Genomic DNA, 20,848 nt, shown 5'->3' with positions numbered 1-20,848 from the left:
GACCAGCGCCAAAAACCCCGCCGCGCGGGGTTCGCGTTATCTATATGGCTGTCGGGTGGGTTCGGAAAGCAAAAAAAGTACGAACAGTGAACGGGCTCCACCACACCCCGCCGCGGCAAAGCCGCGTCGTCGATCGACACGGCTTTGCCGGCCGGCCGTCGGCCGGGCGCGGGGCTGGTGCGCCTTCCAAGCTCCGCTCAGGCGGCGGCCCGCGCGCTACTCCTCGTCCTCATCCCCACCCCGCGCGAACATCAGGTCGCTCATCCGTTCGCCCACCCCCACTTGCACCGCAAGCGTGGTGATGGTGCTCGGCAAAGTCATGTTGTCGCCGTCGAACTCGGTCGGGGCCTCGCCGTCCCAGCCGTCCACCGCGGTCCAGTCGGTGGGGCCGACGATCAGATCCCACGCGGCGCGCTTGGCGGGATCGCCGACCAGGCCGGAGAGGAAGTGGCCGCGGATCGCGTCGATCTTGCGCCAGATGTTGGCGGTCGCCTGCTCGCCGCGCCGGTGTCGCTCCATGAACTGCTCGTTCTCCCATTCGCGGCGCAGCGTCTCGACATGCTGGGTGCCGGTCTTGAGCTGGGGCGGGCTGTAGACGTGCGGGATGTGGTGCTTGAGGATGAACATCAGCAGCCGGTCGTTGAACCAGCGGCGCTCGCCGACCTGCACGCCGTCGTGGAAGATCGGGATGGCGACGCCCTCCGTCGCGCGGTCGATCGCGATGTCGGTGAGGCGCTGGACGCCGTGATCGAGTGCTGCGGTCCAGGCGGCGCGGAATTCGTCGGCGCCGGGCTGGCGGCGGAGGTAATAGGCGCCCTCGCTGCTCATGTTGATCCGCGCGCACGCGGCCTTGACCGATCCGGTCTCCGCCAGCGCGTGGATGAAGCCGCGCTGGCGCTCGGCGGTCCAGCCATCATAGCGGTACTTGCGCGGGACCGGGGTGAAGTCGGGGACCGCGGGTTGCGTGGGGGTGAGGTTCTTCATCCGCACTGTCATAAACCAAATAGGTTCGTGTAGGAAAATGAAAAGTTTCACTCCGCGCACTGATGGCAACGCCGCCGCGGTCCGAAGCGGCGGCGCGGCATGTCCTCAGAACGTCTTTCGAATACCCGCGAAGACCCCGCGCCGAGCGCCATATTGCGGCGCGCCGACCCCTACGCCAGAGCCGTCGCGGAGCAGATAGACCTTGTCGAACACGTTCGTCACGTCGAGGCGGATCGATACGCCCTTTAGGACGCCGGGCCCGTCGAGGTTTTGCGCGATGCCGAAATTGGCGGTGAAATAGGATGGCAGCTTGCCGCCGTTCGGCACGATCCCCGCCGGCTCGTCGGCACGGAGGCCGTCGCCGTAGAGGAAGTCGACCGTGGGGACGAGCTTGCCGATCCCGTCGCCGATCGTGATGCTCGCGCCGCCCGACGCCGTCCAGCGCTGCGAGTGGTCGGTGAAGATGTAGTGGTTGGCGATGTACGCCAGCTCGTCGGGCGCGAAGAAATACTGGCTGGAGACGATGGCCTTGCCCTTCTCCTGCCCGCGCGCGACGTTGGCGTAGAGATCGAGCGCTTTCCTGGTGTAGTTCGCGCTCAGCTCGACGCCCCAGGCGTAGCCCTTGGCGTAGTTGAACGGCGAGAGCACCAGCGAGGGACCGAACTGCCCCTCGTCGAGCAGGTTGCGCTTGATCTTGTAATAGGCGTCGACGCCGATCTTGAATCCGCGCGCGATCGTTTGCTGGAAACCGCCGTCGAAATAATGCTCGCGCTCGGCGCGCACCGGACCGGCGGCGCCGATCTCGGTTTGCTTGGTCGTGCCGGCGAACAGCGCGAGCGTCGGCGCCGCGATCAGCTCCTGCGGCGGCGGGGTGAAGTTGCGCGCATAGCCGAGGTGGAACGTCGTGCCGTCGCCGGGCTTCCACACCAAATTGACGCGCGGGCTGACCTGCTGCTCGCGCGTATAGGCGCGGACCGCGTCGAAACGGGCGCCATAGTTCAAGGTCAGGGTCGGAGTCAGCGACCATTCGTCCTGCAGATAGATGCCGTAGAGCTGGCCGTCGCGCCCGCCCGTGTCGATGATCGACAACGGAACGTCGGAGGTTTGGCCTCCGTTAGCGTCGACCGCGAACACGCGCGACGCCACCATCGACCGCGTGCGCTCGTTCTGGAAGAAGATCCCGAAGCGCAGCGTGTGCGCATCGGACAGCTTGTAGCTGCCGTCGGCCTGAACCCCGGCGGTGAGGCTCGACAGAAGCGAGCGATCGGCAACGCCGCTGAGGATGAGATCGCCGCCCAGCGGATCGGGGGTGAAGCGCGTTTGCGAATAGCGCACGAACGGCGCGATCTGGAGGTTGAACGGCCCGCCCGCATATTGGTAGGCGAGGACGCCGTAATAGGTGATCTCGCGCTGGTTCTGGTCGAGCCTGGCCGAATCGAAGCTCGAAACCCCATTCAGCGTATAGGCGCCCGGCTGGCCGGGATTGTCCGGGATCTGGAAATAGCCGATCGAGGCGCCGCCGAAAACGGTCAGGCGGCTGCTCTCCGACACGATATCGGAGAGATAGCCGAAGCCACGATACTGGCGCGTGCGGTCGTGGATCGCGTCGCGCGACGAAATCGGGTTCTCGACCCCCAGATCGTTCTGCAGATAGCTGCCCGACGCGAAATAGTTCAGCCCGCCGCTCGATCCCCGAACGCTGGCGCTCGGCTCGATGGTGCCGCGGCTGCCGCCGTAATAGCCGATATCGCCGCCATTGGCGAAGGCGCCGGAGCGAGTCTTCAGGCTGACCACGCCCGATGTGCGATAGCCGTATTGCGCCGGGAGCGTACCGGTCAGCAGGTCGATCGAATCGGCGATGCGCGGGTCGAAGGTCGACCCGAACCCGGAAATGCTTTCCGGCACGATCACGCCGTTCAAGCGATACTGCAGATTGGCATGCTCGTTACGGACATGGACCGCGCCATAGCTGTCGAGCGTGACGCCAGGCACTTGCACCAGCACCTGGACGAGATTGCGATCGACGCCGCCCGGCTGCTTTTCGAGCAGCGTGCGGTCCATCGTATAGTCGCTCGCCCCCAGGGAGGGCAGGATCGCGTCGCGCGCATGGTCGAGCCGGCTTGCCGTGACCACGATGTCGCCGCTTTGGTTGTTGTTCGCCGGCGGCGGCGCGGGCGTATTCGCCGCGGTTGCAGGGGGTGTGGGGGCATCCTGCGCGCCGGCGGCGGCAGGGATAAGCGCAGCCGCAGCCGCGCTCAGCAGGTAAAGATATCGCATTTCGACAACTCCGGAACCTTGTGGCGGATTCGCTGACCGAATCGCCGATGACGCGAGCGCGCGGCGCTTTGCGCACCTGCTCGCGGTTGTTATTCAGGCTTGGAGTTGGATCGGTGGAGCACGGCTCTTCCAGGCGTGGGATCGCTCGCGTACGGTCAGTGCGAACGACAGTGGGACGACATGCGAAGGCGCGGCGGCCTCGGTCGCCAACACCGCGGCGGGCGGCGTCGGTGTGATGTACGCCCCGGCGTGCGCAATGTCCTGGCAGATCGGGCAATTGGCCGGGTCGTCGCGCGAGGGTTGACCCCCCGTCGCCTGGTAATGACCGGCCTTGGCGATCTGCAGCGTCGAAACGGCCGCAGGCTGAAAATGTTCGTGGGTCTGGGTGACGAAGCCTTGCCAGACGAAGGCAAGCAGCGCGACGACCAGGATCGCGATCCGTCGCACGCGCAAGCGAGCGTCGCGCGCAGCAGCGGGCGCGGCCCCTTGCCTCGTGCGGGTTATCGCAACGCTGTCTTGCATGCCGACGGTCGAGTTTCTCTTGTGAACACGCTTCGCTCTGTCGCGCCGATATGTGGTAATGTTACATTGGTCAAGGCGTTCGCCGCAGTGAACCCGCCACGGTGATCGGCACGGCTGGCCGACGATGTACCTTGCGACGACCGCTAGGCGGTCCGACCCGACCGGAAAAAATGCAGCCGCGTGGAGAGTTTTCGCCACTCGAACGTTGTTGCGCTTGGGTATCGACAATTGGGAACGGGTCGGCGCGGCTCGCGTTTGTGTTTCGTCCCGATTGGACTGCCCCTGTAACAATTAGAGAGGTGCGTTATGAACAAGTTTCTGACTGCCGCGCTGACGGCCGGCGCTGCGCTGGTGACCGTCGCCGCCATCCCCGCCCAGGCGCGCGAAGGCTGCGGCCGCGGCTATCACCGCGGCTGGCACAACCGCTGCATGCCAAATCGCGGGTATGACCGCGGATACGATCGCGGCGCCGTCGTCGCTGCGCCTGGCGTGCGGCTGGTGATCGGCAACTATTACCCGAACCAGGGCTATTGGGACGGCAGCCGCTACTGGCAGCATCGCTATCGCAATGGCAACGGCTGGCGCTACCGGTAATCCGGCGCTCGTTTCGACGAGCTCATGGATGACAGACGCGGCGGGCTCGCAATCGCGAGTCCGCCGCTTCGCGTTTGGGCGACGTGCGCATTGGAGCTTGCGATGAGGCCGCGACGGGCCTAGCGGCGCGCGCATATGGCCCGTCCCGAACCCTCGCTGCTGGTATCGATCCACGACGTCTCGCCCAAGTTCGAGAGCGCGGTGGATCGGCTGGCCGACCTCGTGTCGCGCGGGATGGACTCGCCGCGTTACGCGATGCTGGTGGTGCCCGATCATTGGGGCGATGCGCCGATCCGCGCGGGCACGCCGTTCGCCAGCCGTTTGCGCGGCTGGTCGGACGCCGGGATCGACATGTTCGTCCATGGCTGGTTCCACCTCGACAGGAGCGACCATTCGGGCGCGCTGGCGAAGTTCAAGGCGACCCGGATGACCGCGGGCGAGGGCGAGTTCCTCGGGCTCGACCACGCCGCCGCCCGTGCGCGCATGGCCGACGGGCGCAAGCTGATCGAGGACGTCATCGGGCGCGCGCCGGTGGGGTTCATCGCGCCCGCCTGGCTCTATGGCGACGGCGCGAGAGCGGCGCTCGCCGACGAAGGCTTTGCGCTGGCCGAGGATCACATGCGCGTATGGCGCCCCGCGACCGGTGAAGTCGTCGCGAAGGGACCGGTGATCACCTGGGCGAGCCGCAGCCGCTGGCGGATCGCCTCGTCGCTCGCCGTCGCCGCGCTGGCGCGCGCCGCTCTGCCCAGAAAACCCTGGATGCGCCTCGCCGTTCATCCTGGAGACACCAATGTAACGGCACTGACCGACAGTATCGCGCGGACGATCGCCAGTCTGTCGCGCGGGGCGCGTTTTGCCCGGTACCGAGAATTGTTGCCGGCCGTGGGGATGCCGGCGGATTTATCGAACGGGGACAGAGGCTAAGGTAGCGACCGGATGAGCGACATGACACGTGCCGCGCGCGGAATGGAGGCCGCTGCGGTTGCCGATTGGGCCAGGGACGCGGGGGATCGCGTCGCGGCGCCCTGGCTTCGCTGGGCGGGGCCCTTGCTCTCCATCGCGATCATCGTCGCCGTCGCGCATGCGCTGGGGCGGCGCGACCTGGCCGCTTTGTGGCAGATGACGCCGTCGTCGCCGGCCTTCTGGGCAGCGCTCGCGGTGTTCCTGTCGATCCAGCCGGTCGCCGATTTCCTGATCTTTCGCGGGCTGTGGCGCTTGCCCTGGTCCGGGCTGGGTGCGCTGTTCCGCAAGTCGGCCTCGAACGAATTGCTGTTCGGCTATTCGGGCGAGCTGCAATTCTATCTGTGGGCGCGGCGCCACGCGCGGATTCCGGGCTCGCCGTTCGGCGCGGTGCGCGACGTCGCGGTGCTGTCGGCGCTGGTCGGCAATATCGTCACGATCGCTTTGCTGCTCGCGGCGATCGCGTTGCCGGGTCCGCTCGAATTCGGGACGATGCGGTCGTCGATCCTGTGGTCGGGGGTGATCCTGATCGGCTCCTCGCTCGCGGTGATGCTGTTCCGCCGCCGCTTGCTCGCGGTGTCGCGCGACCAGTTCTGGCGGATCGGCGCGATCCATATGGCGCGCTCGCTGGCGATGACGCTGATGGTCGGATTGCTGTGGGCGATGGTGGTGCCCGACGTGTCGCTCGGCTGGTGGCTGCTGCTCGCCGCCGCGCGCCAGTTCATCACGCGCCTGCCGTTCCTCCCCAACAAGGATCTGGTGTTCGCCGGGCTCGCCGCGGAGATGCTGCGGTCGGTGCCCAACGTCGCCGAGACGGTGGCGCTCGTCGCGGGGATGATCTTCGCCGGGCAAGTGCTGATCGGCGCGGTCCTGGCGCTGGCCGATCTGTCGCGCGAAGCGCTGTCGGTGGAGCCGCGCTGATGCGGATTGTCGACGTCTGCGCGTTCTACACGCCGGCGGGCGGCGGGGTGCGCACCTATGTCGAGCGCAAGCTCCAGGCGGGCCCCGCCGCCGGGCACGAGATCGTCATCCTCGCGCCGGGCAAGGAGGACCGGATCGACGAGGTCGCCCCCGGTGCGATCATCGCGACGATCGCGGCACCCGAATTCCCGCTCGACCGCAACTATCATTATTTCGACGATCAGGATCGCTTGCACGCCACGCTCGACACATGGCGCCCCGATCTGGTGGAGGTCGCGTCACCCTGGACAAGTGCATCGATGGTCGGCCGCTGGCGGGGGAGCGCGCCGCGCGCGCTGATCATGCACAGCGATTTCCTGTCGGCCTATCCGTACCGCTGGCTGCAGGGGCTTTTCTCGATCCCGACGATCGACCGCCAACTGGGCTGGTACTGGCGGCACCTGCGCCGGCTCGACCGCCAGTTCGATTTCGTGGTGAGCGCGAGCGACGATCTCACCCGGCGACTCCATGGCGGTGGCGTGATAAAGGCGCGGACGATCCCGATGGGGGTCGAGCCGGGGGTATTTTCGCCCGATCTGCGCGACGAGGCGCTGCGGGCCGAATTGCTCGCCCAATGCGATTTGCCCCCCGACGCGACCTTGCTGATCGGGCTGGGACGGATGGCGGCCGAAAAGCGCTGGCCGCTGGTATGCGAAGCGGTGCTCGCGGCGGGGTCGGCCCAGGCGGTCGGGTTGCTGCTGGTCGGTGCGGGGCGCGACCGCGCGCGGGTGGCGCGGGCGACGATGGGGTCGCCGCACATCCATGTCGCGCCTGCGCTCGGCGATCGCGCCACGCTCGCGCACGTGCTGGCGAGCGCCGACACGCTGATCCATGGCTGCGAGGCGGAGACCTTCTGCATGGTCGCGGCGGAGGGCGCGGCGAGCGGCCTGCCGCTGATCCTGCCGGATCGCGGCGGCGCGGCGGACCATTTCCGCGCCGGCTGCGGCGCGCGCTACGCCGCGTGCGATGTCCGCGACATGACTCGCGCGCTGGCCGACTTCCTGGCCGACAATCCCGCCGCACACCGCGCACGCGCTACCGCGCGTGCGGGAGCGGTCCGCACGATGGACGCGCATTTCGACGATCTCTTCGCGGCCTATGCCGGCGCGACCGCTGCCCGCGCGGCGGCCTGAGCGGAATGACGGCGCTGCTTGAAGCGCCAGTCGTACGGTGCCACCACCCGGCGCGATGAAAGTTCCCGGCGCTCCCGTATTCTTTGACCCATCGGGCCGGCGGCGGCGGCGGTTCGCGTTCGGCGTGCTGGCGTTCGTGGGACTGCTGATCCTGTCCGGCGCGGTGTTCGCGGCCTCGATCGGCCTCGTTCCGGTTCAGCCGCTGTTGCCGGTCAACAGCGAGCGCGCGGCGTTCAAGAAGCTCGCGCCGCCGCGCGACACCGTGCTCGATCGGACCAGGCGGACGGTCGACTGGTATGCGCGGCGGCTGACTGGCGAGACTCGGTCGCGGTCGGCAAAGGAAGCGGGCAACGTACCGCTGGCGATCGCGTTCCACGTGCCGTGGGACGAGCAATCGGTCGAATCGCTGCGGCGCCACGTCAACGATCTCGACTGGGTGATCCCCGGCTGGGTGTCGATCACAGGGGCTAACCACAAGATCACGGTGTTTCCCGACACGGCAGGGCGCGCGGTGCTCAACGCTGCGACGCGGCGGCCGCTGATCCTGCCGATGTTCCAGAACGCGCTGCAGGGCAAATGGGACGGGGCGGGAATTGCGGCGTTGCTCCACGATCCGCGCCAGCGCGCGGCGTTGCTCGACCGGATCGAGCCGTGGCTGGCGGCAAACCACGCCGGTGGCGCGTTCTTCGACTTCGAGGAATTGCCGCCCTCGGCCCAGGCCGATTACCGCGCGTTCCTCACCGAGGCCAACATCCGGTTCGACCGGCATGGCTGGGTGATCGCGATGGCGGCGGTGCTCGGTGATCCGTCGTGGAACCTCCCCGCCTACGCGAAGATCGTCGATCGCGTGTTCCTGATGGCGTATGACGAGCACGAGCAATCGAGCGCGCCCGGCCCCGTCGCGTCACAGGCGTGGTTCGCGCGAGTCGTCTCCGACGCGGCGCGCGGCGTTCCCGCCTCCAAGCTGGTCGTGACGATCGGCAATTACGGCTACGATTGGTATCCCGGCGGCGCCGATCCGATGACTGTCGAGGAAGCCTGGCAAGCGGCGCGCGATTCGGACGCGATGCCCGTGTTCGACCGCGCCAGCGGCAATTCGGGGTTCGCCTATGCCGACGAGGAAGGCAAGAACCACATCGTCTGGTTCCTCGACGCGGCATCCGCCTATAACCAGATCCAGTTCCTGCGCCGCGCCGGCATCGGCGGGGTGGCGCTGTGGCGGCTCGGTGCCGAGGATCCCAGCCTATGGGCGATCTTCGGGCGGTCCTATCCGGCGCTGCCCGCCGCGTCGGTGATCGGCACGATCCCGACCGGCACCGACGTCGACATCGAGGGCGCGGGCGAAATCCTCAAGATCGTCGCGACACCCGCCGACGGGCAACGGACGATCGCGACGGCGCGCGACGGCAGTATTGCTGCAGCAACGGTAACGGCGCTCCCCAGTCAATACGTCATCCGGCGCACCGGTGCGGCGAACAAGCAGGTCGCATTGACCTTCGACGACGGCCCCGACCCGCAATGGACCCCGCAGATCCTCGACATCCTCAAGCGCGAGGGCGTCACCGGGACCTTTTTCATCGTCGGCGAGAACGCGCTGACTCAGCGCGGGCTGCTCGCACGCATGGTCGCCGAAGGGCATGAGGTCGGCAACCACACCTATACCCACCCCAATCTCGCTGGCGCGTCGGACACCGAGACCGAGGTTCAGCTCAACGCGACGCAGCGGCTGTTCCAGGCGTTCACCGGTCGATCGCTCAAGCTGTTCCGCGCCCCCTATTTCGGCGACGCCGAGCCGAGCACCGCCGACGAACTCGCCCCGGCGCTCCAGGCGCAGAATCGCGGCTATATCTCGGTCGGGCTGCACGTCGATGCCGAGGATTGGCAGCGCCCCGGGGTGCAAGCGATCATCGACAACGTCATCAACGGCGTGACCAGGGTGAACCAGGACTGCGCGACCGGCAGCGAGGCGCAATGCAGCCACAATATCGTGCTGCTCCACGACGCTGGCGGCGACCGCGCGCAGACGGTGGCCGCGTTGCCGGTCATCATCGAGCGGTTGCGCAGCCTGGGGTACACCTTCGTCCCCGTCTCCAAGCTCGCGGGCATCTCACGCGACGTCGCGATGCCGCCGATCTCGCCGAGCGACCGCACCGCGGCGGAGGTCGACCTGTTCCTGTTCGGCACGATCGGCGCGATTGTCACGACGCTCGGCTGGGTGTTCGTGTTCGCGATCTCGATCGGCATCCTGCGCGCGGTGATCCTGTCGGCGCTCGCCTTGATCCAGGCGCGGCGCGAGGGGCGGACGGTATTTCCCGCGATCGACCCCGGCCGCTTCGTCACGGTAATGATCCCGGCGTTCAACGAGGAAGCGGTGATCGAGCGGTCGGTGCGGACCGTGCTCGCCTCGACCGAGGTGAGGATCGAAGTGATCGTGATCGACGACGGGTCGAGCGACCGCACCAGCGCGATCATGGCAAGCGCGTTCGCCCACGATCCGCGCGTCCGGCTGGTGACGCTCGAAAATGGCGGCAAGGCGCGCGCGCTCAACCGGGGCCTCGACCTGGCGAACGGCGAGATCGTCATCGCGCTGGATGCCGATACGCAGTTCGAGCCGACCACCATCGCGCGGCTCGCGCGGTGGTTCGCCGATCGCAGGCTCGGTGCCGTGGCCGGCAACGCCAAGGTCGGCAACCGGGTGAATCTGGTCACACGCTGGCAAGCGCTCGAATACGTCACGGCGCAGAACCTCGAACGCCGCGCGCTCGCCGGATTGGGTGCAATGATGGTCGTGCCCGGCGCGGTCGGGGCTTGGCGGCTGGCGGCGATCCGGGAGGTCGGCGGCTACCCGCACGATACGCTCGCCGAGGATCAGGATCTGACGATCGCGATCCAGCGCGCCGGGTGGCACGTGACGTACGACCAATATGCCGTCGCCTGGACCGAGAGCCCCGAGAGTTTCCGCGGCCTCGCCAAGCAACGTTTCCGCTGGGCCTACGGCACGCTGCAATGCCTGTGGAAGCATGGCCGGATCGTCGCCACCGGCCGCCCGCCGGGACTGGCGTGGATCGGCGTGCCGCAAGCGATCCTGTTCCAGATCGTGCTCGCCGCGATCAGCCCGATCATTGACCTCGCGCTGATCGTCAGCTTCATCACCACCTGGCTGTCGATCGAGGAACATGGCTGGGCGCAGACCCAGACCGATGTCGACAAGATGCTGCTCTATTGGCTGGTATTCACCACGATCGATCTGCTGTCCGCGGTGGTCGCCTTCGCGCTCGAACGGCGCGAGAAATGGCGGCTGCTATGGCTGCTGATCCCGCAGCGCATCGGGTATCGGCAGATCATGTATTACGTCGTGCTGAAGGCGATCACGCAAGCGCTGCGCGGGCCGAGCGTCGGGTGGGGGAAATTGCAGCGAACGGGAAGGATGCACGCGCGGGCGGGGTAGGGCGATTAGGTACTCAACTCACGCCTCGCCGGCGAACGCCGGGGTCCAGTATCGAGCCGCTTCGATGGCGACGCAATTCTCTACCTCACAGCTTCCCGCAACTGGACCCCGGCTTTCGCCGGGAGGCGAAGATGTTGGTGTCGTGCGTCGCGGTGGCGGTGTATGCGCGACCAATGTTCGCCAGCAGCTTTCGCCGCTTCATTCTCACCGGTCTGACGCTGCTCGCAATCGGCGCCGCGCCCCCGCCATCGGCGCCGCTCGTGCTTGCCGCCGCCAGCCTCCAGGAATCGCTCGATGCCGCCGCCGACGCCTGGGCCAGGGCCGGCCATCCGCGCCCAGTGATCTCGTTCGCGGCGTCCTCGGCGTTGGCGCGGCAGATCGAGGCGGGGGCGCCCGCCGACCTGTTCGTATCGGCGGATGAGGAATGGATGGACGCGCTCGCGACGAAGCGGCTGGTCGCGGCCGGAACGCGTGCCGATCTGGTCGGGAACCGGCTCGTGGTGGTCGAGCCGGCGGGGCGCCATACCGCAATTCCGCTCAACGGGGCGCGGCTGGCGCGGGTGCTCGGCGGGGGGCCGTTGGCAATGGCCGATCCCGACAGTGTGCCTGCGGGGGAATACGGCAAGGCGGCGCTCGAAAAGCTCGGCGCTTGGACGACGATCGCACCGCATGTCGTGCGCGCCGAGAACGTCCGCGCGGCGCTGGCGCTGGTCGAGCGCGGCGCGGCCCCGTTTGGGATCGTCTATTTAACGGACGCCAAGGCGTCTTCACGGGTGCGTGTCGCCGGCGTTTTCCCGGCCGCGAGCCATCCGCCGATCGTCTATCCGGTGGCGCGACTGACCCGCTCGACCAATCCGCAAGCCGAGGGCTTCCGGCGTTTCCTTCTGTCGAGCGCGGGCCGAGCGGTGTTCGCGCGGTTCGGCTTCACGGCGCCGCGGCGGTGAACCACTCATTTCGTCATGCTGAACTCGTTTCAGCATCCATCGTGCAACAAACGATGCGCGCGCCAGTGGCGCGATGGACCCTGAAACGAGTTCAGGGTGACGGTAAATTGGGAGCGCGGCATTGACCCCCGCCGAATGGTCCGTCGTCCTGCTGTCGCTCAAGGTCGGTCTCGTCGCGACGCTGGCAACGCTCCCCGTCGCCTTCGCAATCGCCTGGTTCCTCGCCCGATCGCGCATTCCCGGCAAGATCCTGATCGAAGCGATCGTCTACCTCCCGCTTGTCGTGCCCCCGGTCGTTACCGGCTGGATGCTGCTGCTCGCTTTCGCCCCTTCCGGCCCGCTCGGCATGATCGGCGGCCGTGTGCTGTTCCGCTGGACGGGCGCTGCGATCGCGGCGGGGGTGATGGCGTTGCCGCTGATGGTGCGCGCGATCCGGTTGTCGATCGAGGCGGTCGACGCACGGCTGGAGGGCGCGGCGCGAACGCTCGGCGCGAGTCCTTGGCGCGTGTTCCGGACGATTACGCTGCCGTTGAGCTTGCCCGGCGTGCTCGCTGGCACCGTGCTCGGCTTCGCGCGCTCGCTCGGCGAGTTCGGCGCGACGATCACCTTTGTGTCGAACGTGCCGGGGCAGACGCAGACGCTGCCGCTGGCGATCTACGCGGCGCTGCAACGCCCGGATGGCGACGCGATCGCGCTCCGCCTGTCGGCATTGTCGGTCGCGATCGCGCTCGTCGCGCTGATCGCGTCGGAGCTGCTCGCGCGGCGGATGCGCGCGCGGATGATCCATGGCGTTTGACCTCGACGTCGCCAAGCGGCTCGGCGAGATCGAGGTGGCGCTCCAACTCGACGCCGGGGACGGTGTGACCGTGCTGTTCGGCCCGTCGGGCGTCGGCAAGACGAGCGTGCTCAACATGGTCGCCGGGCTGTTGCGCCCCGACCGCGGGCATATCCGCGTCGCCGGCGTGACGTTGTTCGACGCCGCGACCGACTTGCCGCCCGAGCGCCGTCGCGCCGGCTATGTCTTTCAGGAGCCGCGGCTGTTCCCGCACCTCCGAGTCGCCGCGAACCTGCGCTACGCTGGCGCGCGCGAGACGATGATCGACGCGGTCGCGCACTTGCTCGACATCGCGCACCTGATGGATCGCTGGCCGCGCACCTTGTCGGGGGGCGAGGCGAAGCGCGTGGCGATCGGCCGGGCGCTGCTCCGCGACCCCGCCTTCCTGTTGCTCGACGAGCCGACCGCCTCGCTCGACCGCGCGCGCGCCGACGAGGTCGAGCGCGCGGTGCTGGCCGTGCGCGACGAGCTCGGGCTGCCGATCCTGATGGTCACCCACGATCGCGCCGAAGCCGACCGGCTCGCGACGCGGATCGTCGAGATGGTACGCTAACTCGATCCGCTCACGCGGATGACGGCACCGGCCGCTCCCCCACCCGACTACGATATCCTATGGGCGGTCGGGTGGGAGCGGGCTGGTAGCGCCAAAGGTTAGACCCCGCCGAGGAAATCGATCTTGCCGATCGGCACGCCTTTCATGCGGAGCAGCGCGTAGGCGGTCGTCACGTGGAAATAGAAGTTCGGATGGACGAAGCCGAGCACGTACGAGCGCCCGTCGAACTTGAGCTCGCCATTGGGAAAGGTCAGCACGACTTCGGCATCTTCCTTGCCGTTGATCGCATCGGCGGGCACCGATTTGACGAAGTCGATCGTCCTGGCGATCCGCGCCTTGAGGTCGTCGAAGCTCGCTTCGTTGTCCTCCATGACGACGTTCTCGGCCCCGCCGAGGCGAACCATGCAGCCCTTGGCCGAATCGCTGGCGCGCTGGATCTGCGAGATCAGATTGCCCATGTCGCCGATCAGCCGCGCGTCGAGCAGCTCCTGTTCGTCGCTTCCCTTGTCGGCGGCGAACGCCCGGCCCTTGTCGAGGATCTTGTCGAGGTTGGTCAGCGCGCGAATGAAGACCGGCGCGGTCAGCGTGTGAAGGTCGGTAGCCATGATATCCCCGTGTTACGGCGGCGAAACGTCCGCAGCCGGCAGATGGGAAGCCGATCGGCGCGCCGCAATGAGACATCGCGAAATCGCGCAAGGTCGCCCGGCGCGACGTCGTACACCGTGTTCATTGCCGACGCCCGGCGCGTGTCGCCAAGCCGGCGTTACTGGCCGCCGGGGAAACCGCGATCTTCGAGCAGCGGGCCGATATCGGGGTCCTTGCCATAGAAGGCCTTGAACATCGGGCCGTAATCCATCGTATGCCCCTTCGACAGGATCATGTCGCGGAAACGCTGGCCGTTGGCGCGCGTGAGCCCGCCATGCGCCATGAACCAGGCATAGGCATCGTCGTCGAGCATCTGGGTCCAGAGATAGGCGTAATATCCGGCCGAATAGCCGTTCGACCAGATGTGCAGGAAATAGCTCGACCGATAGCGCGGCGGCACGTGCGTGATGTCGAGCCCCATCCTGGCGAGCGCGTCGGCCTCGAACGTGTCGGCATCCTGTAGGGGAGCACCGGCGGGCAGCGCGTGCCACTTCATGTCGAGCTCGGCCGCGGCGATCAGCTCGCCCATCGCGTAGCCCTGGTTGAACTTCGACGCCCGCTTGATCTTGTCGACCAGCGCTTGCGGCATCGGCGCGCCGGTCCGGTAATCGACCGCGTAATGCGCGAGCACCTTGGGATCGAGCGCCCAATGCTCGTTGAACTGCGACGGGAATTCGACGAAGTCGCGCGCAACGCTTGTCCCCGACAGCGTCGGATAGGTTTGCGCGGCGAACAGGCCGTGCAGCGCGTGGCCGAATTCGTGGAACATCGTCGTCACGTCGTCGAAGCTGATCAGCGCCGGCTGCCCGGCAGCGGGCTTGGTGAAGTTCGCGACGTTATAGATCACCGGCTTGGTGCCGAGCAGGTACGACTGGTTGACGAGGTTCGACATCCACGCGCCGCCCGCCTTGTTGTCGCGCTTCCAGTAATCGAAATACATCAGCCCGAGCGGTTTCCCGTTCGCGTCGATGACGTCGAAGGTGCGCACGTCCGGCTGGTAGACCGGGATGTCGTGCCGCTCCTTGAAGGTCAGGCCGTAGAGCTGGTTGGCAGCATAGAACACGCCGTCCTTGAGCACGCGGTCGATTTCGAAATAGGGCTTCACCTCGGCTTCATCGAGGTCGTATTTCGCCTTGCGAACCTTTTCGGAATACAAGTCCCAGTCCCACGGGCGCACGTCGAAATCGCCGCCGCTCGCCTTGATCGCGGCGTTGACCTCGGCGACTTCGCGCCGCTCGGCGGCGGCGGTCGCGGGGACGAGCTTCGCCATGAACGCTTCGGCAGCCTGCGGGGTCTTGGCCATCTGATTTTCGAGGACGTAATCGGCCCAGCTCGGGAAGCCGAGCAACTTGGCCTTTTGCGCCCGGAGCATCGCGATCTGCGAGATGATCGCGCGCGTGTCGTAGGCGTCGCCCTTCGTGGCGCGCGTCCAGCTCGCCCTGAACAGCGCCTCGCGCGTGGCGCGGTCGGTCAGCGAACCGAGCGCGGGCTGGAGCGTGGTGTTCTGGAGCGGCAGGACCCATTTGCCGGTCAGCCCGCGATCCTTCGCCGCCTGCGCCGCGGCGGCGATCTCGGCGTCGGACAGCCCGGCGAGCTTGGCCTTGTCGTCGACCACCAGCGCGCCGGCCTTGGCGGCCGCGAGCAAGGTCTGCTGGAATTTGGTCTCGAGCGAAGAGATCTGCTTGTTGAGGTCGCGCAGCCTGACCTTGTCGGCGTCGTTCAAATTGGCGCCGGCATGGACGAACTGCTGGTGATAGACCTCGAGCAGCATCGCCTGCTCCTGGGTCAGCCCCAGCGATTTGCGCTTGGCGTAGATCGCGTTGACTCGCGCGAACAGCTTGGGGTTGAGGAAGATCGCGTCGCTGTGGGCTGCGAACTTCGGCGCTTCGTCGGCCTCGACCTTCTGGATCGTGTCGTTGGTGTTGGCGCCGGCGACCGCCGAGAAAGCAAGCTGCGCGCGTTCGAGCGTGCGGCCCGATTGCTCCATCGGCACGATCGTATTGGCAAAAGTCGGCGCGGCGGGGTTGTCGGCGATTTTCGCCATCTCGGCGAGCTGGATCGCCATGCCGCGATCGAGCGCCGGCTGATAGTCGCTGTCGCGTATCCGGTCGAACGGCGGCGCCTGGAAGGGCAGGGCGCTCGGCGCGAGCAACGGATTCGCGCGCGCGAGGGCGACCGCTTGCCGCGCCGGGCTGGCCGACGCCGTGACAAGAAGGCTCGCGAGCGCGGTCGCGGCGAGCAGCATATGGGGTTTCATCGCGGTCCCTCGATATCGGTTGGATGCGCCGCTTCTCCCATCGCGCGCGACGCGGGGCAAGGGCCGTCGACGAAGGACGCCCTTGAATTCGCGACCGACAGAAAAACCGCCGCCCGGGCATCCCCGGACGGCGGCTCTTCCCGTCAGACTATGGCCAGAACGGTCAGCCGATCACTCGGCCTCGTTCAGATACTCGCCGGCATCGGCGTCGGTGCCGTGGCCGCTCGGCGTCACCGCCGCCAGCGCGTCGTCGCCGGTGCCCGCCGCGTCGCGCGGCGAGCGGGCGAGTTCGGCTTCGTGCTCCTCCTGCGCGGTGTTCGGCGCGATCAGCGCCTCGGCAAGCGCACGTTGCTGGACTCGAAGCGCGGCATCGCGGCCGGACGCCGCCACGCGCAGCCGGTTCATGCCCGCGCCGGTACCGGCCGGGATGAGACGGCCGACGATGACATTCTCCTTGAGCCCGATCAGTGTGTCCTTCTTGCCCTCGACCGCCGCCTGCGTCAGCACGCGGGTGGTCTCCTGGAACGACGCCGCCGAGATGAAGCTGCGAGTCTGCAGCGACGCCTTGGTGATGCCGAGCAGGACGGGCTTGCCTTCCGCCTTCTTCTGCTTCTTCTCGAGCTTCTCGTTGATCTCGTCCATTTCCGAACGATCGACCTGCTCGCCCGCCAGTAGGGTGGTGTCGCCGCCGTCGGTGATCTCGACCTTCTGCAGCATCTGGCGAACGATCACCTCGATGTGCTTGTCGTTGATCTTCACGCCCTGGAGTCGATAGACTTCCTGGATTTCCGACACGAGGTATTCCGCGAGCGGCTCGATCCCGAGCACCTCGAGGATGTCGTGCGGATCGGGCGAGCCGCCGATCAGGTTGTCGCCACGCTTGACGTAGTCGCCTTCCTGAACGTCGATCACCTTCGACTTGGGGATCAGATACTCCACGACCTCGCCGCCGTCCTCGGGCTGGATGCCGATCTTGCGCTTGGCCTTGTAGTCCTTGCCGAAGATCACGCGACCCGAGACCTTCGCGATGATCGCGTTTTCCTTGGGCTTGCGCGCTTCGAAAAGCTCGGCGACGCGCGGCAGACCGCCGGTGATGTCGCGAGTCTTGGCCGATTCACGAGCGACACGCGCGACGACGTCGCCGGCCTGGACGGTGGCACCGTCATCGACCGACAGCACCGCGCCGGGCGCGAGCATGTAGCGCGCGGCCTCGCCCGACGCCTCGTCGAGCAGGGTCAGGCGCGGACGCAGATCCTCCTTCGTCTTGGTCGTCGCGCGATATTCGATCACCACGCGCTGGGCGATGCCGGTGGCTTCGTCGGTGACCTCCGTCATCGTCTTGCCTTCGGTCAGGTCCTGATACTTCACCGTGCCGCCGGTTTCGGTGATCACCGGCATGGTGAACGGATCCCACTCGGCCATGCGGTCGCCCTTGGACACGATGTGCCCGTCGTCGAACATCACGTACGCGCCGTAGGGGATACGATCGACCGCGAGCTCGCGGCCGTCCATGTCCTTGATCGCGATCTCGCCCGAGCGGGAGAGAACCACGCGCCGGCCGCGCTGATCGACGATGATGCGCAGATCGCGGAACTCGACCGTACCGTCGGCATGCGCCTCCAGGTTCGAGGTTTCGTTGAGCTGCGCCGCACCGCCGATGTGGAAGGTCCGCATCGTCAGCTGGGTGCCCGGCTCGCCGATCGACTGCGCCGCGATCACGCCGACCGCTTCGCCGATATTCACCGGGGTACCCCGCGCGAGGTCGCGCCCGTAGCACTTGCCGCACACGCCGATCTTGGCTTCGCAAACCAGCGGCGAACGGATCTTCATCCCCTGGATGCCGATGCCTTCGATCGTCGTGATCATCGCCTCGTCGAGCAAAGTGCCCGATGGGATGACGACCTTGCCGGTCTTGGCATCGACAACGTCCTCCGCCGTGGTGCGGCCGAGGATGCGCTCGCCGAGCGAGGCGATCACGGTGCCGCCCTGAACGATCGCGCGCATTTCGAGCATGCGGTCGGTGCCGCAATCCTCTTCCATGACGACGCAGTCCTGCGACACGTCGACCAGGCGGCGCGTCAAATAGCCCGAGTTCGCCGTCTTCAACGCGGTGTCCGCGAGGCCCTTGCGGGCGCCGTGGGTCGAGTTGAAATATTCAAGGACGGTCAGGCCTTCCTTGAAGTTCGAGATGATCGGGGTCTCGATGATCTCGCCCGACGGCTTGGCCATCAGCCCGCGCATACCGGCGAGCTGCTTGATCTGCGCCTGCGAACCGCGGGCGCCCGAGTGCGCCATCATGTAGATCGAGTTGATGTCCTTCTCGCGGCCCTTCATCGGACCGTCCTCATAGTGGCGGACAGCCTTGATCTCGTTCATCATCGAGTTGGCGACCTGGTCACCGCAACGCGACCAGGCGTCGATCACCTTGTTGTACTTCTCCTGCTGCGTGATCAGGCCGTCCTGATACTGCTGCTCGAAGTCCTTCACCTGATCGCGAGTCTCGTCGACCAATTTGTCTTTGTCCGGGGCGATGATCATGTCGTCCTTGCCGAACGAGATGCCCGCCTTGAACGCGTGGCGGAAGCCGAGCGCCATGATCGCGTCGGCGAACAGCACGGTCTCCTTCTGGCCGGTGTGACGATAGACCTCGTCGATCACGTCGCCGACGTCCTTCTTGGTGAGGAGGCGGTTGACGGTTTCGAACGGCACCTTGTGGCTCTGCGGGAGCGTCTCGCCGAGCAGCATGCGGCCCGGCGTCGTCTCGTAGCGCTTCATGTGCTGCACGCCCTTTTCATCGGTCTGCGGCACGCGGCTGATGATTTTGGTGTGGAGCGTGACGGCGCCGGCATTGAGCGCCTGATGCACTTCCGACATGTCGGAAATCATCATGCCCTCGCCGGGCTCGCCTTCCTTCATCATCGACAGGTAATACAGACCCAGCACCATGTCCTGCGACGGCACGATGATCGGCTTGCCGTTGGCCGGCGACAGGATGTTGTTGGTCGACATCATCAGGACGCGCGCTTCCAGCTGCGCCTCGAGGCTCAGCGGGACGTGCACGGCCATCTGGTCGCCGTCGAAGTCGGCGTTGAACGCCGAGCAGACCAAAGGATGAAGCTGGATCGCCTTGCCCTCGATCAGCACCGGCTCGAACGCCTGGATCCCGAGGCGGTGGAGCGTCGGCGCGCGGTTGAGCAGGACCGGGTGCTCGCGGATCACCTCGTCGAGGATGTCCCAGACTTCCTTGCGCTCCTTCTCAACCCACTTCTTGGCCTGCTTGAGGGTCATCGATAGACCCTTGGCGTCGAGGCGGGCGTAGATGAACGGCTTGAACAGCTCGAGCGCCATCTTCTTGGGCAAGCCGCACTGGTGCAGCTTGAGTTCCGGACCGGTGACGATCACCGACCGGCCCGAATAGTCGACTCGCTTGCCGAGCAGGTTCTGGCGGAAGCGGCCCTGCTTGCCCTTGAGCATGTCGGACAGCGACTTGAGCGGACGCTTGTTGGCGCCGGTGATCGTGCGGCCACGGCGGCCGTTGTCGAACAGCGCGTCGACCGCTTCCTGCAGCATGCGCTTTTCATTGCGGACGATGATATCCGGCGCGCGCAGCTCCATCAGCCGCTTCAAGCGGTTGTTGCGGTTGATCACGCGGCGGTACAGGTCGTTCAAGTCCGACGTCGCGAAGCGGCCGCCGTCGAGCGGCACCAGCGGGCGAAGCTCGGGCGGGATGACCGGCACGACTTCGAGGATCATCCATTCGGGGCGGTTGCCCGAATCGATGAAGCTCTCGACGACCTTCAAGCGCTTGATGATCTTCTTGGGCTTGAGCTCGGACTTGGTGGTCGCGAGTTCCTGGAGCAGCGCCTCGCGCTCGCCGACCAGGTCGAGCTGTTCGAGCATGATGCGCACGGCCTCTGCGCCGATCCCGGCGGTGAAGGCGTCCTCACCATATTCGTCCTGCGCTTCGAGGAGCTCGTCCTCGGTCAGCAGCTGATAGCGCTCGAGCGGAGTCACGCCCGGCTCGATCACGATGTAGGCCTCGAAGTAGAGCACGCGCTCGAGCTGCTTGAGCTGCATGTCGAGCAGCAGCCCGATGCGGCTCGGCAGCGACTTCAGGAACCAGATGTGCGCCACGGGAGCGGCGAGCTCGATATGGCCCATCCGCTCGCGGCGAACCTTCGAGACCGTGACTTCGACGCCGCACTTTTCGCAGACGATGCCCTTGTACTTCATGCGCTTGTACTTGCCGCACAGGCATTCATAGTCCTTGATCGGACCGAAGATGCGCGCGCAGAACAGGCCGTCACGCTCGGGCTTGAACGTGCGATAGTTGATCGTCTCGGGCTTCTTGATCTCGCCGAACGACCACGAGCGGATACGGTCCGGGGAGGCGATGCCGATCTGGATCTGGTCGAAGGTCTCCGGTTTTACCACCGGGTTCGCGAAGTTGGTCAGTTCGTTCATTTTTTAGCCCTTCCGAAGAAGAAAATTGTAATTGTTCTCGGCGTGGTGGCGTTCCATCGCTATGGCGATCATCTCTTCGACTAGTTGAAGCGGAACCTCGTCGGCACACCAAAACGACATCTTGTCACTTTCATACGCAGTGAACAGGTAAGCCGTATTTTCGCCGTCGGGATTGCCATTTTTCCAAGCTTCGATGAATTGCCCGCCACGATCGATGTCGCCGGCGATGATAAACTCGTAATCATCGCCAGCGACTTGCCGCACTGCCATTC

The 20,848-nt window shown here is 66.5% G+C and carries 15 protein-coding genes; 8 read left to right on the top strand and 7 right to left on the bottom strand.

The features are described from left to right. Positions 1-216: 216 nt before the first annotated feature. The 3 genes from VH326_RS01340 to VH326_RS01330 all read right to left on the bottom strand — a co-directional run bounded on the left by VH326_RS01340 (position 217) and on the right by VH326_RS01330 (position 3,708). Positions 217-984 carry a hypothetical protein gene (locus VH326_RS01340; protein ID WP_329629991.1) on the bottom strand — a complete coding sequence of 256 codons (768 nt, stop codon included), beginning with the start codon at positions 982-984 and terminating at the stop codon, positions 217-219. A 105-nt stretch (positions 985-1,089) separates the two neighbouring features. After that, on the bottom strand, positions 1,090-3,261 hold the full coding sequence (locus tag VH326_RS01335; protein ID WP_329629990.1) for a TonB-dependent receptor: 2,172 nt from the start codon (positions 3,259-3,261) through the stop codon (positions 1,090-1,092). Between the two features lie 93 nt (positions 3,262-3,354). Continuing rightward, positions 3,355-3,708 (bottom strand): DUF2946 family protein, encoded by a 354-nt coding sequence (locus VH326_RS01330; RefSeq protein WP_329629989.1) that lies wholly within the window; start codon positions 3,706-3,708, stop codon positions 3,355-3,357. Between the two features lie 381 nt (positions 3,709-4,089). Here VH326_RS01330 and VH326_RS01325 point away from each other — a divergent pair, with 381 nt between their 5' ends. The 8 genes from VH326_RS01325 to VH326_RS01290 all read left to right on the top strand — a co-directional run bounded on the left by VH326_RS01325 (position 4,090) and on the right by VH326_RS01290 (position 13,210). After that, positions 4,090-4,377, top strand: a complete 288-nt coding sequence (locus tag VH326_RS01325) for a GCG_CRPN prefix-to-repeats domain-containing protein (protein ID WP_329629988.1) — start codon at positions 4,090-4,092, stop codon at positions 4,375-4,377. Between the two features lie 135 nt (positions 4,378-4,512). Further along, on the top strand, positions 4,513-5,301 hold the full coding sequence (locus VH326_RS01320; protein WP_329629987.1) for a DUF2334 domain-containing protein: 789 nt from the start codon (positions 4,513-4,515) through the stop codon (positions 5,299-5,301). Positions 5,302-5,313: 12 nt separating this feature from the next. Next, entirely contained in the window at positions 5,314-6,258 is a 945-nt protein-coding gene (locus VH326_RS01315) for a hypothetical protein (RefSeq protein ID WP_329629986.1), read from the top strand. Beyond that, on the top strand, positions 6,258-7,430 hold the full coding sequence (locus VH326_RS01310; protein WP_329629985.1) for a glycosyltransferase: 1,173 nt from the start codon (positions 6,258-6,260) through the stop codon (positions 7,428-7,430). The genes VH326_RS01315 and VH326_RS01310 overlap by 1 nt, the downstream gene beginning before the upstream one ends. Positions 7,431-7,485: 55 nt before the next feature. After that, on the top strand, positions 7,486-10,878 hold the full coding sequence (locus tag VH326_RS01305; protein ID WP_329629984.1) for a glycosyltransferase: 3,393 nt from the start codon (positions 7,486-7,488) through the stop codon (positions 10,876-10,878). Between the two features lie 173 nt (positions 10,879-11,051). Then, the gene (gene modA, locus VH326_RS01300) at positions 11,052-11,822 is read left to right on the top strand and encodes a molybdate ABC transporter substrate-binding protein (RefSeq protein ID WP_414714238.1); all 771 of its coding nucleotides are present in this window, start codon (positions 11,052-11,054) and stop codon (positions 11,820-11,822) included. A 121-nt stretch (positions 11,823-11,943) separates the two neighbouring features. Further along, complete coding sequence (gene modB / locus VH326_RS01295) at positions 11,944-12,618, top strand: molybdate ABC transporter permease subunit (protein ID WP_329629982.1); 675 nt, start codon at positions 11,944-11,946, stop codon at positions 12,616-12,618. Then, a complete protein-coding gene (locus VH326_RS01290) occupies positions 12,608-13,210 on the top strand; it encodes an ATP-binding cassette domain-containing protein (RefSeq protein WP_329629981.1) in 603 nt (200 codons plus the stop codon). Before modB ends, VH326_RS01290 begins: the two co-directional genes overlap by 11 nt. A 98-nt stretch (positions 13,211-13,308) precedes the next feature. Here VH326_RS01290 and VH326_RS01285 read toward each other — a convergent pair whose 3' ends face one another. The 4 genes from VH326_RS01285 to VH326_RS01270 form a co-directional block, all read right to left on the bottom strand. Further along, on the bottom strand, positions 13,309-13,815 hold the full coding sequence (locus tag VH326_RS01285; protein ID WP_329629980.1) for a DUF1993 domain-containing protein: 507 nt from the start codon (positions 13,813-13,815) through the stop codon (positions 13,309-13,311). 158 nt (positions 13,816-13,973) lie between these two features. Beyond that, the gene (locus tag VH326_RS01280; RefSeq protein WP_329629979.1) at positions 13,974-16,112 is read right to left on the bottom strand and encodes a M3 family metallopeptidase; all 2,139 of its coding nucleotides are present in this window, start codon (positions 16,110-16,112) and stop codon (positions 13,974-13,976) included. A 171-nt stretch (positions 16,113-16,283) separates the two neighbouring features. Beyond that, positions 16,284-20,576, bottom strand: a complete 4,293-nt coding sequence (gene rpoC, locus VH326_RS01275; RefSeq protein WP_329629978.1) for a DNA-directed RNA polymerase subunit beta' — start codon at positions 20,574-20,576, stop codon at positions 16,284-16,286. 3 nt (positions 20,577-20,579) lie between these two features. After that, positions 20,580-20,840: a hypothetical protein gene (locus VH326_RS01270; RefSeq protein ID WP_329629977.1), complete on the bottom strand. Its 261-nt coding sequence runs from the start codon at positions 20,838-20,840 to the stop codon at positions 20,580-20,582. Positions 20,841-20,848 lie beyond the last annotated feature (8 nt).

This window comes from Sphingomonas sp. (assembly GCF_036269755.1).
Classification (GTDB): domain Bacteria; phylum Pseudomonadota; class Alphaproteobacteria; order Sphingomonadales; family Sphingomonadaceae; genus Sphingomonas.
The sequence above is the reverse complement of the archived record's forward strand: the minus strand, read 5'-3'. Positions and strand labels throughout refer to the sequence as shown.

Coding starts and splice junctions, on each gene's coding strand:
- VH326_RS01340 (WP_329629991.1), bottom strand. CDS start 984: ATGAAGAACCTCACCCCCACGCAACCCGCGGTCCCCGACTTCACCCCG.
- VH326_RS01335 (WP_329629990.1), bottom strand. CDS start 3,261: ATGCGATATCTTTACCTGCTGAGCGCGGCTGCGGCTGCGCTTATCCCT.
- VH326_RS01325 (WP_329629988.1), top strand. CDS start 4,090: ATGAACAAGTTTCTGACTGCCGCGCTGACGGCCGGCGCTGCGCTGGTG.
- VH326_RS01320 (WP_329629987.1), top strand. CDS start 4,513: ATGGCCCGTCCCGAACCCTCGCTGCTGGTATCGATCCACGACGTCTCG.
- VH326_RS01315 (WP_329629986.1), top strand. CDS start 5,314: ATGAGCGACATGACACGTGCCGCGCGCGGAATGGAGGCCGCTGCGGTT.
- VH326_RS01310 (WP_329629985.1), top strand. CDS start 6,258: ATGCGGATTGTCGACGTCTGCGCGTTCTACACGCCGGCGGGCGGCGGG.
- VH326_RS01305 (WP_329629984.1), top strand. CDS start 7,486: ATGAAAGTTCCCGGCGCTCCCGTATTCTTTGACCCATCGGGCCGGCGG.
- modA (WP_414714238.1), top strand. CDS start 11,052: ATGTTCGCCAGCAGCTTTCGCCGCTTCATTCTCACCGGTCTGACGCTG.
- VH326_RS01290 (WP_329629981.1), top strand. CDS start 12,608: ATGGCGTTTGACCTCGACGTCGCCAAGCGGCTCGGCGAGATCGAGGTG.
- VH326_RS01285 (WP_329629980.1), bottom strand. CDS start 13,815: ATGGCTACCGACCTTCACACGCTGACCGCGCCGGTCTTCATTCGCGCG.
- VH326_RS01280 (WP_329629979.1), bottom strand. CDS start 16,112: ATGAAACCCCATATGCTGCTCGCCGCGACCGCGCTCGCGAGCCTTCTT.
- rpoC (WP_329629978.1), bottom strand. CDS start 20,576: ATGAACGAACTGACCAACTTCGCGAACCCGGTGGTAAAACCGGAGACC.